The organism is Legionella drancourtii LLAP12, from assembly GCF_000162755.2.
Taxonomy (GTDB): Bacteria; Pseudomonadota; Gammaproteobacteria; order Legionellales; family Legionellaceae; genus Legionella; species Legionella drancourtii.
This window is the reverse complement of sequence record NZ_JH413847.1, coordinates 22968-37350: the sequence shown is the minus strand read 5'-3', so window position 1 is coordinate 37350 and position 14383 is coordinate 22968. Positions and strand designations below refer to the sequence as shown.

The window sequence follows — 14383 nt, the reverse complement described above, 5'->3', positions numbered from 1 at the left end:
ACCGATCACGCAGGAACTTGTTGTTCATTTAGAGCAGAAACCACTAACTTGCAGAAAGTTTCCACCGTAAACAACATTGGAATTTCATTGACCTTCATATTGGCTTTGAATTGATCGGCAGGAACCTCGCTTAAGTAATTTTGCAGAGCCTGTAGTCCCTGAGCAGTTAACGCACCGCCTTTCTCAAATTCATCTTCAGATAAATCACCACGCGCATTTTTCTCTAATTGACCGCGGGGAATTTTAATTTTGAATTCTTTTTCCAATTGAAATACTAAATCAAGAAAGTCAATCGATTCAGCGCCCAAATCCGCAATCAAACGGCTATTTGCTGATACGTCATCTTCATCAATTACTAACACATCAGCAACAATTTCTCTAACTTTAGGATAAACATCCGCTACATTCATTATTTTTTCCTCAGAGATCGGCAGTTTACAAAGCCGCAAATTATATCATAATTTTTTTTAAAGACATAAAATTAACATATTTTGACTACAAACAGACACTTAGAACGCAAATTTTACGTAGCAGAGCATGGGTAGAGCCATAAGCGCCGCAAGATATTCCTTTTCCCTGTTGTGTCATCCGGGTTAAGCGAAGGAAAAATCAACTCCCTACTTTCCGCGGCTTATCCGTGGAAAGTAGGGTCTAGGAGATTTAGGCATAAAGGCTATATATATCCTTAAGCAAGTGCCATTCCCCCCAAATTCAACCCAAGCTTAACCTACTTGACTATAGCCGGCATCAACAAACAGTGTATGCGCATTAATCATCGCCGCTTCAGGCAAACACAACAAATAAACGGCATTCGCCACATCCTGGGTTGTCAATGGTCTATCACTCAAAGAATGCGCCTGATATTCATCAAGTAACTGCTCGCGGTTTGGAAAATGTTTTAACGCATCGGTATCCACAACCCCGGCAGAAATAGTATTCACCGTAATGCCATCAACCGCCAATTCTAAACTAAGGGAACGCACTAAGGCTTCTAAAGCAGCTTTCGATGCCCCTATAAATGCATAATTTGGAATAGCGCGGTGAGCCCCCAAGCTGGATAAGGCAATTACGCGACTACCCGATGGCATTAACGAACGCCCCTCGCTCGCTAAATGATTTAATGCTAACGCATTTGTTTCCAAACACCAGCGCCAATGTTTAGTCGACATTTTCAATGCGGGCTTCAAAACACCACTAGCGGCATTACTAATAAGGAAATTCAGATGGTCAAAATGCTCACGAAATTGCGCAAACATTTCTTTAACCGAGTGATGATCTGCCACATTTGCTTGCAATGCGACCGCCTTACGCCCCATCGCTTGAATCTCAGCTACTAATGCTTGCGCTTCATCAGAGCTATTGTAATAAACTACAGCAATATCACATCCTGCCTGAGCTAACTTTAATGCAGTGGCCTTACCGATACCACGCGCGCCGCCAGTAATTAATCCTACTTTTCCTGCAAAAATTAAACTCATGGAACAGTTCCTCTCTTAGATAGAAAAATCCCCTCGCTCATCAACGAGAAAAGGGCTTGAAGGAAGATAGATGTCAGCTATCGCCCCACACATTTTAAAACAAAATGCGCATTTTCATTTTTATTTGCTCATAATGCAATGTTTCGTGTATTAAATTTTTAAAGACCTTGTTTCTGACGCTCTAACTTTGTACTATCAGCTCACGAGTCAACAACCATATCCTAATGAATGAAATACCCCTGGTCTAAAACTGTATTTCCTATTGCCGCTATTTTTTCCTTTCGTATGTGGGGTTTATTTTTACTGATCCCCGTATTTAGCATTTATGCAGAAAATCTGCACGGAGCTACGCCGGCGCTCATCGGTCTTGCCTTAGGCATTTATGGTCTGGCCCAAGGAATACTACAAATGCCTTTTGGCCTCTTTTCTGACAAAATAGGCAGGAAGCCAATAATCACTCTGGGCTTAATTCTTTTCGCCTGCGGAAGCCTGCTCGGCGCACTTACCGACTCCATTTATGGAATGATCTTCGCCCGAGCATTACAAGGCACCGGCGCCATTGGCAGTGTTTTAATTGCCTTGTTAGCGGATTTAACGCCAGATGAGCAGCGCACTAAAGCCATGGCCGTAATTGGGATGACAATTGGCACCTCATTTAGTTTGGCGATGGTTATTAGCCCTGCGATATCGCATCGCTTTGGCTTAGCCGGGATTTTTTACCTTACTACAGGATTATCTCTTTTGGGTCTTCTCCTTCTACATGTGATCATTCCCAAACCCAGCAAGGAACGTTTTCATGGGGATAGCGAAACCAATCCTGTCTTGTTTAAGCAAGTCATCCGCAATAAACATTTACAACGCCTAAATGCAGGCATCTTCTGCCAACACTTTATTCTCACCGCAACATTTTTTGCTATTCCATTTATTTTAAATGAGCAGATAGCACAAGGCCATTTAAGCCAACAATGGCATTTTTATTTACCACTTATGCTCGGTTCATTCCTACTCATGATTCCCTTTATCATCCTTGCTGAAAAGAAAAAACTGATGAAAACAGTATTTCTGACTGCCGTCTTAGTAATGAGCATGTCTCAATTGGTATTAGCTTATACCTACCAAAATTGGCTTAGCCTTTGTCTGCTCATGCTGGCTTTTTTTATTGCCTTTAATATTCTTGAGGCCGCACTACCATCGCTAGTATCAAAACAAGCAAACCCCAATAGCAAAGGTACGGCAATGGGTATTTATTCTACCAGCCAATTCTTGGGTCTTTTTGCTGGTGGTGCGCTCGCAGGCCTTTTATATCAATGGCAGGGCAGTCGTGGTATTTTTATTATTAATGCCCTATTAGGCGCCCTCTGGTTCACCCTATCTTATTCCATGAACCCTAATGTTTATCTTACTACCCTTACATTTCCTTGCTCCTGGCCACACAGACGAGATGATGTCATCACCCAGTTATTAAAGATTAAGGGGGTAGTTGATGTGGTATTTGCCAAAGATGAACGAGTGCTTTATTTACGAATCGACAAAGAACATTATCGTGCGGGCAACGCAGAACAAATTCTCCAGGCAACAACGACAGAGAAATAAAAGTCCAGAGATGAACCCAACCACCAAAATAGTTAGCGATAATTATTTGCCCAAAAATAGCGCGGCAATCGTGTCTGGAGAACAGCATATCGTGAGTAAGCGCATTATTTTTCTGGATTAAAGAAACAGCTGCTTTGCAAAAACAAATAGTAGTTTATAATTTAAACTAATGCAGTGATGCACCAAAACACGATAAATCGCCGACCAAGTCAGTTTGGCGCCAAAGACGCCTTGATTAAAATAGTGTTTTAGCTCATCAGCACAGAAAAAAAATTAATTAAATCATCCTGTGTGTTACTTGATAAGAACGCTATATTTATTAACTAAGCTCTAACCAAAACACACTGATTTAATTGAGTCAAATCCAGATCAGAAACAGTTTGCGCACAGCGTTTTACAGAGATATTAATTGGTGAACGCCCACTAAATAATCCATTTACACTTATAGGTGACTCCGCATGATAACGTTGCAGTCTTTTTAGAATAGAGCCCGCTAAATTCTTACTAAGATAAGACCCTGTTCCGTAAAGGCGTGGATCAGGGACTTCTGAGCGATCATTTAATGTGTTGAGGCGCTCGTTAAGGAATCTCATTCCTTCTTTATATTCAGAAGGTTTCTGTCCCCGAATCATTTTATCTAATGCTGATTTATATGAGCTGATTATATCTGCGGCAACATCACTTGCTTGAAAAAGACGCATTAGCTGGATCTGAGTTGGCATGTCCGCATGGTAAGGGGTTTTATTTAATTGAATCATTGCCTTGGTTAATAAAAAGCGTTCACTTGGATTAAGTTCAATGCCTACTGGAGATAACTGTGATTCTGTTTCGCTGGAAAGATCATATTTGTCCAATAAAATCTCAAATCGTTCTCGAAGTGTCTGTGGTTTAAAGTTTTTTTCTTTTTCCACCTCTTTAAGGGCGCTACTCAGTAGGTTCGCGTCAATCACATTATGTGTGTTTTTTATTGTAGGGTGGGTGATACCCTTTATCACTATGTGATGCCCTCTGTGTTCAGGATTAGGACTATCTTTGTATTTCACACCAATAATATCGAGACCTCTTCTGTTGAAAAATTTATTTCTTTCCTGTAGCTGTTCTCGATGAGTAGGGGTATCTTGCTTGGCTTTTTTGGCTTGTACTTTGCCATCAACCGCATCAAACAGTAATTTATCTCCTGCTTTAGGTAGTTTTTCCCCGTTGCTATTGTAGCCGGTACAAGGAGCGGTATAAACGGCAGCATATTTATGATCAGGAACTTTGGATTTAGCGTATTCAGACTGATACCCATTATTTGTTTCTTTGAGCGCCGTATGAAGAATATTAAGTGCTTTTTTATCAAGATGATGCTTTTTAAAAAAATCAGTGACTGTATTAATAATCTCAGTAGTGTATTCACCAACTGGAATGCCCATATTTTTAAGTGACTCAGCCCCATTAAGCACATTACTTATAATAGCCTCTTCCAGGCTGGTATAGGTGTTATTGGTGACTACACTGCACCCAGGTAAATGAGCCGCGGCCTGTAATACCAAACGTCCCCCATTTGAATGTCCCATTAAAACCAAATTTTCTGGTTTAACCTTTTTTTTCTCCAATAGAAAGGTAGCAGCTGCTAAAATTATTTTAACTGGATCAGAAAAAGATGCTGGCTTTTGAGCCAGATAATCCACTACGAGAAAATTGGCGTTATTACGAAGTGCAAGCTCTTTCGCTATTGGCAGCATATTAGTATATGCAGCTCCCGCCCCCCCGACAACGATCAACCATTTATCCGTTGAATCGGGATTAAGATATTCGACTGCCTGGACAATTGTTTTTTGGTCAATCCGCAGCTGGTAATTATGTATGTCGTTAGGCGAGGAGAGCAGTGTATTTTGAAGCGTCGCCGCGATGTCCTCTTCTTTTTCAGCGACATTGGTAATAGCCTTTAGACAAAGTCGCGCAATCATTTTGTTAATAAACCCTGGTTTAGCCACTCGTTCTTTAAAACTCAAGTCATCAAGCGGTATACTTGATACATCGATGGGCAAAAGACTACGACGGTATAGCTGGGATGCTTTAAAGTCCATTAAGTTAATCATCTTACGAGCAGCAGCTAAATTATTTTTTGTTTCGTTAAGAGCATCGAAAAAAATAGAGGTGCTTGCTTTTTGCGTCTTAATGACTTGCTCAATATCGGTAATATTTTTATCAATTAATTGGCAATACTTTAGTAATAATTTCCATAATGCATATTTTTCTATATCGCTTAATTTATTGTTCTCTGTTTTAAACAATTTTTGAATGGTTGTGATCGTATTTTTTGTAGTATAGCTTGAAAAGCTCAATTCATTTGCCAGTTCAAGGAGCTGTGATGTATTTGTTAATGAATCAATAGACATGAAATAAGAATCTGCGCGAAGACTAATCAGATTAATTTCATTTTTGAGTGTTGTTATTTCATTGTTTAATAATGTGACTGACATAGGGCTACAACTCATATTAAATTATATTTTTAAGTGCTTAAGTTATTGAAAAGCCGTAAAATAAGCGGGTAAATACTCCTTACTCCATTAAACTCATCGGGATTCGTTTGAGCTTCCCGGGATGTGTACTCCATTATGCGTAGTACGATTGTAACAGAATAAGTTCTACCATGAAAAGATAGGTAATGTCCAATTATGGTTTTATTTGAACAAACTGACTTTATTGTTTAAATCAAAAAACCAATCATTAAATAAAGGTATTTGATTGCTTTCTTTAATTTGATAGTATTTTCTATACTATCGCCTTAATGATGATTCTATTGCCTCAGAAAATATGGCGTCAATATTTATACGATGCTTTACTTGAAAGAGTATGTAACTCATGACTGATAAAGACTTACTAAGATGGATCACGGAAATTCAAGCCATCGCCCAAAATGGCCTTGCCTACGTACATAACGACTTTGATAAAGAACGATATCTAAGATTACGTGATCTCGCGGCGGAGCTTGCTGCTCAATCCTCAACACATTCCACGGAGGAAATAAAACAAGCTTTTGACTTAGAACAAGGACATGCCACACCAAAACTTGATGTACGGGCATTTATTCTTAACAACAATAAGCTATTAATGGTAAAGGAACGCGCCGATAATTTATGGTCCTTACCCGGTGGTTGGGCTGATGTAAATGAATCGCCATCAGAAGCCGCAATAAGAGAAACCAAAGAAGAAACAGGATTTGATGTTGCTGCAGTTCGCTTGCTCGCTTTATGGGATAAACGAAAACACGATCATCCCATGCACTGGCCACATACTTATAAATGCTTTTTTCAGTGCGAACTAATTTCTGGCGAACCCACAACAAACATAGAAATTTCTGAGATTGATTTTTTTGCTATAAACAATTTACCGCCACTATCAACACCGCGAGTAACAGAAAAGCAACTTGTACGTCTGTATGAGCAAGTCCTTCATGCAGAACAAACTCTTTTTGATTAATACTTAACCGTGCAAGGGTTATATAAATTAGGTATAATACACGCCTAACTTTCGCATACAGGAGATAAGAAATGGCTCGTGGAATAAACAAAGTCATCTTGATTGGTAATGTAGGGGTTGACCCTGATGTTCGTTATTTACCAAATGGCAATGCAGTAACCACTCTTTCAATCGCAACCAGTGAATCATGGAAAGATAAAACTACGGGTGAAAAACAAGACCGCACTGAATGGCATCGTGTAGTTTGCTTTAACCGCCTCGGTGAAATTGCCGGTCAATACGTTCGTAAAGGGTCAAAACTTTATGTTGAAGGCAGCTTAAGAACAAGAAAATGGCAAGATCAACAAGGTCAAGACCGCTACACTACAGAGATTGTTGCCAATGACATTCAAATGTTAGACAGTAAAGGCGGTAGTGCGGGTGGTTATGATGAGATGCCGCAGACACAATATGCACCACAACCCAGCGCTAGTCGCGCCCCACAACAGCAACCAGCGCAACAAGTACCGCATGATGCCTTTGATCAATTGGACGATGACGTACCATTTTAGCATTTATTCTGAATATTTGGCCTATCTTCAAAAATAGGCCTGTCAAATAAATTAGCGCCATTTTTTTTCAATATTAGCTAGCTATTGCCGTTAACTGAGTCCTCACATTGCTCGACCATGCCGCAATTGAATCAATTCTTATTTTAATTGGTTTTTTTTTAACCTGGTGAGTGGCTCAGTACGTTTTTACTATTTTTATTTCGGCAGCCACTATCTGCTCCTGGCATTACAAGCTCTTTTACTAAATCAAAATGTTTATAAGCAATAACCACCAGCAAAGGCGTAGCATTAAAACATTAATATAAGTGCCAGAACCTAATAAGAACATCTGACTTAATCGCTGAAGCAGCAATAAATCATCTTTCATTGATTAATGATAGTTAAATAAAAAACCCGCTTAAAGCGGGTTTTATTATTAACATCAATAATCGATATTATAAAAGCATTATAAGCTCTGACTATTCAGCATCATCGCTAGCAACAGGTCTGTCTAACAGCTCAACAATTGCCATTGGCGCATTATCACCTTCACGGTAACCACATTTGATGATACGAAGATAACCGCCAGGACGCTTTTCAAAACGTGGACCTAAATCAGTAAATAACTTACCAACCGCAGATTTTGATCTCAAAATATCAAATGCTTGTCGACGCGTCGCCACAGAATCAACTTTACTAACAGTGATTAAGGGCTCAATGTAGCGTCGCAGATCTTTAGCTTTCGGTAGAGTTGTTTTAATCAACTCGTGCTCAATTAAAGAACAACACATATTTGAGAACATCGCCTTACGATGACTACTTGTACGGCCAAAACTACGGCCAGAATTACGATGACGCATAACAAAAACTCCTAAACATTACTCGCCTAGACTTGCTGGCGGCCAATTCTCAAGTTTCATACCCAGCGATAATGAACGTGAAGCTAAAACATCCTTAATTTCAGTTAAAGATTTCTTACCAAGATTAGGAGTCTTTAATAATTCATTTTCAGTACGTTGTACTAAATCGCCTATATAATGAATATTTTCTGCTTTTAAGCAATTAGCAGAACGAACAGTTAACTCTAAATCATCAACGGAACGTAATAAAACCGGATCGAAATCATTACGTTCTTTATTATCAGATCGAGATTCTTCAAACTTCATATCAACAAATGCATGCAGTTGTCTTTGAAGGATGCTAGCAGAAATACGAATCGCTTCTTCAGCATCAATTGTTCCATTAGTTTCTAACTCAATAGTTAACTTATCTAAATCTGTACGATTCTCAACACGTGCGCTATCAACATAGTAAGCTACTTTTTTAACTGGTGAGAAACTATTATCAATTTTAAGTTTACCAACAGATTTTCTTTCCACTTCATCATCAAAATGTCTAATGAAGGAATCAGTACTATGGAATCCAATTCCTCTTTCAACTTTTAATGTCATATTTAATTTGCCTTTTTCGTTCAAATTAGCAATGACAAGCTCAGGGTTAACTACGTCAACACCATGAGTCAGTTGAATATCACCCGCAGTAACTTGGCAAGGACCTTGCTTACTCAACGTAACCTGGGCCTCTTCACCCGTTGTCAATTTAATTGCAACCAGTTTCAGGTTAAGCAATAAATCAACAACATCTTCCTGTACGCCTTCAATAGTACTGTATTCATGAAGAACACCATCTATTGAAGCTTCGGTAATCGCACTTCCGGGCATAGATGACAGTAATATACGTCTCAAAGCATTGCCGAGGGTATGACCAAAGCCACGCTCCAAAGGCTCTAGAACTATTCTAGCTTTATATGGCGATTCAGCCTGTACCTTAAGAACATTAGGTGTCAGCATTTCATTGATTTCAGTATACATTCAGCTAATTCTCCGAGCTTACTTAGAGTAAAGTTCTACAACAAGGTTCACGTTGTAGTCTGAAGATAAGTCAGTTAACGTTGGTGCTGTAGAGAAAGTTCCTTTAAACGAAGAAGAATCTACAGTAATCCAATCACAAGGAGCTCTTTGTTCAGACAAGGCTAAAGCAGCTTGGATACGACCTTGGCTCTTTGCTTTTTGACGAACAGTTACCACGTCTCCTGGACTTACTAAGAAAGATGGAACGTTAACTACTTTATCGTTAACAAGTATTGCTTTATGCGTTACTAATTGTCTCGCTTCAGCACGTGTACTTGCAAAACCCATACGATATACAACATTATCTAAACGTTTTTCGAGAAGAGTCATTAGATTTTCACCTGTAGAACCCTTCATGCGCGCCGCCATTTTGTAATAGCCGCGGAATTGCTTTTCAAGAACGCCATATAATCTTCTGATTTTTTGCTTCTCTCTGAGCTGAATTCCATAACCGTTCAGGCGTGGTTTTTTATCGCCATGTTGTCCAGGTAACTTTTCAGATTTACATTTGGACTTATGATCACGTACACCACTTTTAAGTAATAAATCACAACCTTCACGACGCGATAATTTACACTTTGGACCAAGATATCTAGCCATTAATTACTCCTGAGTCTTTACACACGACGTTTTTTAGGTGGCTTACACCCGTTATGAGGGATACCAGTAACATCGGTTATTTCTACAATTTTAAAATCCTGTGATATTAATTCACGAATAGTGGATTCTCTGCCAGGACCGGGGCCATGTACAAATACAGCCACAGATTTCATACCGTATTCTTTCGCAACAGCAGCAGCACGCTCAGTTGCAACTTGCGCAGCATAAGGTGTACTTTTTCTTGAACCTCTGAATCCAGAGCCACCAGATGTTGCCCAACATAACGCATTACCTTGTCTGTCAGTAAAGGTAACAATCGTATTGTTAAAAGAGGCATGTACGTGAACGATACCATCAGATACAACACGCTTTGCTTTTTTGCGTACTTTTTGCTGTTTTGACTTAGTTATTGCCATCTTACTTTCCTACATGAAAAATCAATTAGTAGTGCCTTTTCTGCGACCTTTACGAGTACGAGCATTTGTCTTCGTACGCTGTCCGCGTAAGGGTAATCCTCTTCTGTGTCTTAATCCACGATAACATCCCAGATCCATCAGGCGCTTAATGTTCATCGTGATAACACGACGCAAATCGCCTTCCACCGTGATTTTCGCAATTTCAGTTCTAAATGCTTCTAATTGAGCATCAGTCAGTTGCGAAACTTTAGTTGAAGGATCGATACCTACTGTTGAACATAATTTCAAGGATGTAGTTTTACCGATACCATAGATAGCTGTCAAAGCAATCACAACATGCTTGTGATCTGGTATGTTTACTCCTGCAATACGAGCCATTAACTTCTCCGAACGTTATTTTGTTCTGTCGAAAGGGACAGAAGAATACTATTTTTATAAAATTAAATCAAGCGGATATTAACCCTGCTTTTGTTTGTGTCTGGCATCTTTACAAATTACACGTATAGTGCCACTTCTTTTAATAATTTTGCAATTACGACAAATTCGTTTTACTGATGCTCTAACTTTCATTCCTAACTCCGACAAATGATCATAATAGACCAGGTAATTTTGTACCTTTAAAATTAGCCTTTTTCATTAAAGAATCATATTGCTGTGTCATTAAATGTGCTTGTATTTGGGCTACAAAATCCATAATAACAACAACGATAATCAGCAATGATGTTCCTCCAAAATAAAAAGGGACATGCCATGTATACATTAAAATCTGAGGCAATAAACAAACTAAAACCAAATAAATAGCGCCAATCAAAGTTAAGCGTGTCATCACAGCATCTATGTACTTAGTTGTTTGCTCACCGGGTCTAATTCCTGGGATATAAGCTCCAGATTTCTTTAAATTTTCCGCAGTATCTTTTGGGTTAAAGACAAGCGCAGCATAAAAGAATGCAAAAAACAAAATAGCCATCGCATAAACAATTAAATACAAAGGTTGACCTGGTGATAAAGCCATACCAACGTCAGATAACCACCCCAAGCCTTTAGTATGGGAGAAGAACTGCGCTAATGTTGCTGGTAATAATATGATACTAGATGCAAAAATTGGAGGGATTACACCCGACATATTAATCTTTAAAGGCAAGTGGCTAGTTTGTGCCGCATAAACCTTTCTACCTTGCGTCCTTTGTGCATAATTAACGCGTATTCGCCTTTGTGCACGTTCCATAAACACCACAAACCCTGTTACAACCACCACAATCACTGCAACTATAATTAATGTAAGCGCTTGCATCTGCCCTTCTTTAACTTGCTGAAGAACTGAAGCAATGGCACTGGGCATACTGGATACAATACCTGAAAAAATAATTAAAGAAATACCATTTCCAATACCTTTTTCAGTAATTTGCTCACCTAACCACATTAAAAACATAGTACCTGTAACCAAAGTGATTACTGCCGTAAAATAAAATGACATATCAGGATTAAGTGCTATTTGCTGCCCCGCCAACCATCGCGCCATACCGAGGGACTGGAATATAGACAGTACCAAAGTTAAGTATCGTGTGTACTGATTTATTTTCCTACGTCCAGACTCCCCTTCTTTTTTCAGTTGTTCAAGTTTCGGTGAAACAACTGAGAAAAGTTGAATAATAATAGATGCAGAAATATATGGCATAATACCTATAGCAAATACCGTCACACGCGATAACGCGCCACCAGAAAACATATTAAACAAGCCAAAGATTGTATTTTGCTGCTCGTTGAAAAAATTAGCTAGACGAGCAGGATCCAAACCAGGAACTGGAATGTGCGCCCCTAAACGATAAACTAAAATTCCAAGAATCACAAATAATAATCTTGATTTAAGTTCAGCCAATCCACCACGTGATTGGCTACCATTATGTTTTTGGTTTTTCATAGTCACTCTTCTATGCTGCCGCCTAAACCTTCAATGGCTAAACGAGCTCCTTTAGTGACCCTTAAACCTTTTAGTTTGATGGCTGTAGTTAATTCACCAGATAAAATTACTTTTACATCTTTAATTGAACTATTAATTAGCCCTGCTTCACGTAAAACGTTTAAATCAATTACTTCAGCCGATAATTTTGCAAGTTCACTCAAGCACACCTGATCAACCGTTCTGCCAACTCGTGATTTAAAGCCCATTTTTGGCAAACGTCTTTGAATTGGCATTTGACCGCCTTCAAAGTTAATCTTGTGGTATCCGCCAGCTCTGGCTTTTTGACCTTTATGTCCTTTACCACTAGTTTTACCTAATCCGGACCCTATACCGCGACCTAAACGTTTTTTAGGACGACGTGAACCAGGATCTGGTGATAGTGAATTTAAATTCATTATACACTCTCCTCAACTAGCAACAGATAATCGATGGCATTAATTAGTCCACGAATTGCTGGAGTATCATTATGAGAAACACTTGAGTTAGTTTTACCTAAACCCAATTGCTTCACAATCGAAACATGCTTTGGTTTTCTGCCAATAACGCTTTTAACCAAAGTAATTTTAATTTTCTTTTCCATAATTAGCCCGCCATAACTTCATCAACAGTTTTACCACGCTTGGCTGCAACATAATCTGGAGTACCAATGTTAGTTAGTGCACCGATTGTAGCTCGTACAATATTGCTTGGATTAGTAGAACCGATACTCTTAGCTAATATGTTTTGTACGCCTAAAACTTCCAGTACAGCTCGCATTGCACCACCAGCAATAATTCCAGTACCTTCGCTAGCAGGCTTCATAAATACTTTAGAAGCACCATAGTTCCAGCTTATTTCGTGGAATATTGTTGTTCCAGATAATGGAATATAAACCATATTTTTCTTTGCTTGTTCCATTGCTTTTTGAATCGCGATTGGAACTTCGCGCGCCTTACCTCTACCAAAACCAACTTTACCTTTTCCGTCGCCAACAACAACAAGAACTGCAAAGCCGAATACACGTCCACCTTTAACAACTTTCGCTGTACGGTTTACTGCTACTAACTTTTCTTGGTAGCCATCTGATTTAGGTGATTCTTCGAATGCCATAATCGTTCCTTAAAAATCCAACCCAGCTTCGCGTGCACCTTCTGCAAGGGCTTTCACTCGGCCATGATATTTATAACCAGCACGATCAAATGCAACTTGAGTAATACCTTTCTCACTCGCACGCTTGCCTAGTAGTGTACCTACTAAGTTTGCTTGTTCTACTTTGCATTTACCGCTCAAACTGGCTCTTAATTCTTTATCGTTAGTTGAACATGATGCCAATACTACATCGCCAAGCTTGTCAGCTTGAATAATTTGCGAATAGATATGCACACCACTTCTATAAACAACTAAACGTGCTCTACCTGATTTACGAATCAGTGCTTTTGCTTTTAATCCACGTCTCTCACGTGAGCTGTGCTTATTCATAACTTAGACCTTATTTCTTTTTCGCTTCTTTACGCGCAATTTTCTCACCAGCATATTTAACACCCTTTCCCTTATAAGGCTCTGGTGGTCTAAATGCTCTGATTTCAGAAGCTACTTGTCCGAGAATTTGCTTATCAACACCTTTAAGTAATATGACTGTATTGCTAGGGGTTTCAACAGAAACACCTGTAGGCAAACTGTACTCAATAGGATGAGAGAAGCCTAGGGATAAGCTAATAGACTTATCTTTGGCCTGTGCTCTATAACCGACACCAACCAATTCCAATGTTACCACAAAACCTTCAGTAACACCGTGCACCATATTACTTACCAATGCTCTTGCAGTTCCTGCCTGAGCCCAAGCTTTAGGATCATTTGCTGCGGGAGCAAATTCAATGTGGTTAGACTCTGCATTTTTAGTGATTTTCACTAACTTATTAATTTTTTGAGTTAGTGTTCCTTTAGGCCCTTTTACCGTAATCTCGCCGGTACCTAATGTTATTTCAACATTAGCTGGATGAGCTACAGGGGCTTTTGCTACTCTAGACATATCATTCCTCTCAAGTATTAAGCCACTTCACAAATGACTTCGCCACCAACGCCTTTCAGCTTTGCAGATACATGAGTCATTATACCTTTAGATGTGGACAATATAGCCACGCCAAATCCAGGAATAGAAGTCAAATCTTTATAAGATTTGTATACTCGTAATCCAGGTCTACTAATTCTCTTAATTAATTCAATAACAGGTTCGCCGCCATAATATTTTAGCTTTACTGTCATTAATTTAAGATTATTGTCTAATGCTTCTACGAAGAAATCTTGAATATAACCTTCTTCTTTCAAAACACGAGCGATTTCTTCTTTTAAACGAGAAGAAGTTAATGTTACTTGCTGATGTTTAGCTTGTTGACCATTTCTAATTCGGGTCAGCATATCAGCAACGGGATCATGCATACTCACAATCGTT

19 protein-coding genes are annotated in these 14383 nt (G+C 39.1%); 3 read left to right on the top strand and 16 right to left on the bottom strand.

Annotated features, from left to right (window positions below):
- Positions 1 to 5 precede the first annotated feature (5 nt).
- The gene (locus LDG_RS14950; protein WP_006872264.1) at positions 6 to 410 is read right to left on the bottom strand and encodes an acyl carrier protein; all 405 of its coding nucleotides are present in this window, start codon (positions 408 to 410) and stop codon (positions 6 to 8) included.
- Positions 411 to 722: 312 nt separating this feature from the next.
- On the bottom strand, positions 723 to 1478 hold the full coding sequence (fabL, locus tag LDG_RS14945; protein WP_006872263.1) for an enoyl-[acyl-carrier-protein] reductase FabL: 756 nt from the start codon (positions 1476 to 1478) through the stop codon (positions 723 to 725).
- Between the two features lie 228 nt (positions 1479 to 1706).
- Between fabL and LDG_RS14940 the strand changes: the two genes are divergently transcribed.
- Positions 1707 to 3071, top strand: a complete 1365-nt coding sequence (locus LDG_RS14940) for an MFS transporter (RefSeq protein WP_006872262.1) — start codon at positions 1707 to 1709, stop codon at positions 3069 to 3071.
- 323 nt (positions 3072 to 3394) lie between these two features.
- Here the strand turns inward: LDG_RS14940 and LDG_RS14935 are convergent, their stop codons facing one another.
- Positions 3395 to 5539 carry an alpha/beta hydrolase family protein gene (locus LDG_RS14935; RefSeq protein ID WP_006872260.1) on the bottom strand — a complete coding sequence of 715 codons (2145 nt, stop codon included), beginning with the start codon at positions 5537 to 5539 and terminating at the stop codon, positions 3395 to 3397.
- Between the two features lie 382 nt (positions 5540 to 5921).
- On the opposite strand from LDG_RS14935, the gene LDG_RS14930 reads away from it, so the two are divergent.
- Both LDG_RS14930 and ssb read left to right on the top strand, forming a co-directional pair.
- Positions 5922 to 6539 (top strand): NUDIX hydrolase, encoded by a 618-nt coding sequence (locus tag LDG_RS14930; protein WP_006872259.1) that lies wholly within the window; start codon positions 5922 to 5924, stop codon positions 6537 to 6539.
- Positions 6540 to 6610: 71 nt separating this feature from the next.
- A complete protein-coding gene (gene ssb / locus LDG_RS14925; protein ID WP_006872258.1) occupies positions 6611 to 7090 on the top strand; it encodes a single-stranded DNA-binding protein in 480 nt (159 codons plus the stop codon).
- 458 nt (positions 7091 to 7548) lie between these two features.
- On the opposite strand, the gene rplQ is transcribed toward ssb, so the two are convergent.
- The 13 genes from rplQ to rpsH form a co-directional block, all read right to left on the bottom strand.
- Positions 7549 to 7929 carry a 50S ribosomal protein L17 gene (rplQ, locus tag LDG_RS14920; RefSeq protein ID WP_006872256.1) on the bottom strand — a complete coding sequence of 127 codons (381 nt, stop codon included), beginning with the start codon at positions 7927 to 7929 and terminating at the stop codon, positions 7549 to 7551.
- Positions 7930 to 7947: 18 nt separating this feature from the next.
- Positions 7948 to 8940, bottom strand: coding sequence for a DNA-directed RNA polymerase subunit alpha (locus LDG_RS14915; protein ID WP_006872255.1), 993 nt, complete (start codon positions 8938 to 8940; stop codon positions 7948 to 7950).
- 18 nt (positions 8941 to 8958) lie between these two features.
- Positions 8959 to 9579 carry a 30S ribosomal protein S4 gene (rpsD, locus tag LDG_RS14910; RefSeq protein WP_006872254.1) on the bottom strand — a complete coding sequence of 207 codons (621 nt, stop codon included), beginning with the start codon at positions 9577 to 9579 and terminating at the stop codon, positions 8959 to 8961.
- A 17-nt stretch (positions 9580 to 9596) separates the two neighbouring features.
- The gene (gene rpsK, locus LDG_RS14905; protein WP_003633055.1) at positions 9597 to 9995 is read right to left on the bottom strand and encodes a 30S ribosomal protein S11; all 399 of its coding nucleotides are present in this window, start codon (positions 9993 to 9995) and stop codon (positions 9597 to 9599) included.
- Positions 9996 to 10016: 21 nt separating this feature from the next.
- Positions 10017 to 10373: a 30S ribosomal protein S13 gene (rpsM, locus tag LDG_RS14900; RefSeq protein WP_006872253.1), complete on the bottom strand. Its 357-nt coding sequence runs from the start codon at positions 10371 to 10373 to the stop codon at positions 10017 to 10019.
- 78 nt (positions 10374 to 10451) lie between these two features.
- A complete protein-coding gene (gene rpmJ / locus LDG_RS19110) occupies positions 10452 to 10565 on the bottom strand; it encodes a 50S ribosomal protein L36 (RefSeq protein ID WP_010946099.1) in 114 nt (37 codons plus the stop codon).
- A 19-nt stretch (positions 10566 to 10584) separates the two neighbouring features.
- Entirely contained in the window at positions 10585 to 11913 is a 1329-nt protein-coding gene (secY, locus tag LDG_RS14895) for a preprotein translocase subunit SecY (protein ID WP_006872252.1), read from the bottom strand.
- Between the two features lie 2 nt (positions 11914 to 11915).
- Positions 11916 to 12350, bottom strand: coding sequence for a 50S ribosomal protein L15 (gene rplO / locus LDG_RS14890; RefSeq protein WP_006872251.1), 435 nt, complete (start codon positions 12348 to 12350; stop codon positions 11916 to 11918).
- Positions 12350 to 12535, bottom strand: coding sequence for a 50S ribosomal protein L30 (rpmD, locus tag LDG_RS14885; protein WP_006872250.1), 186 nt, complete (start codon positions 12533 to 12535; stop codon positions 12350 to 12352). Before rpmD ends, rplO begins: the two co-directional genes overlap by 1 nt.
- A 2-nt stretch (positions 12536 to 12537) precedes the next feature.
- Positions 12538 to 13044 (bottom strand): 30S ribosomal protein S5, encoded by a 507-nt coding sequence (gene rpsE, locus LDG_RS14880; protein WP_006872249.1) that lies wholly within the window; start codon positions 13042 to 13044, stop codon positions 12538 to 12540.
- A 9-nt stretch (positions 13045 to 13053) separates the two neighbouring features.
- Complete coding sequence (rplR, locus tag LDG_RS14875) at positions 13054 to 13413, bottom strand: 50S ribosomal protein L18 (RefSeq protein ID WP_006872248.1); 360 nt, start codon at positions 13411 to 13413, stop codon at positions 13054 to 13056.
- A 10-nt stretch (positions 13414 to 13423) separates the two neighbouring features.
- Positions 13424 to 13963: a 50S ribosomal protein L6 gene (gene rplF, locus LDG_RS14870; RefSeq protein WP_006872247.1), complete on the bottom strand. Its 540-nt coding sequence runs from the start codon at positions 13961 to 13963 to the stop codon at positions 13424 to 13426.
- A gap of 17 nt (positions 13964 to 13980) precedes the next feature.
- Positions 13981 to 14370 carry a 30S ribosomal protein S8 gene (rpsH, locus tag LDG_RS14865; protein WP_199484696.1) on the bottom strand — a complete coding sequence of 130 codons (390 nt, stop codon included), beginning with the start codon at positions 14368 to 14370 and terminating at the stop codon, positions 13981 to 13983.
- Between the last annotated feature and the right edge of the window lie 13 nt (positions 14371 to 14383).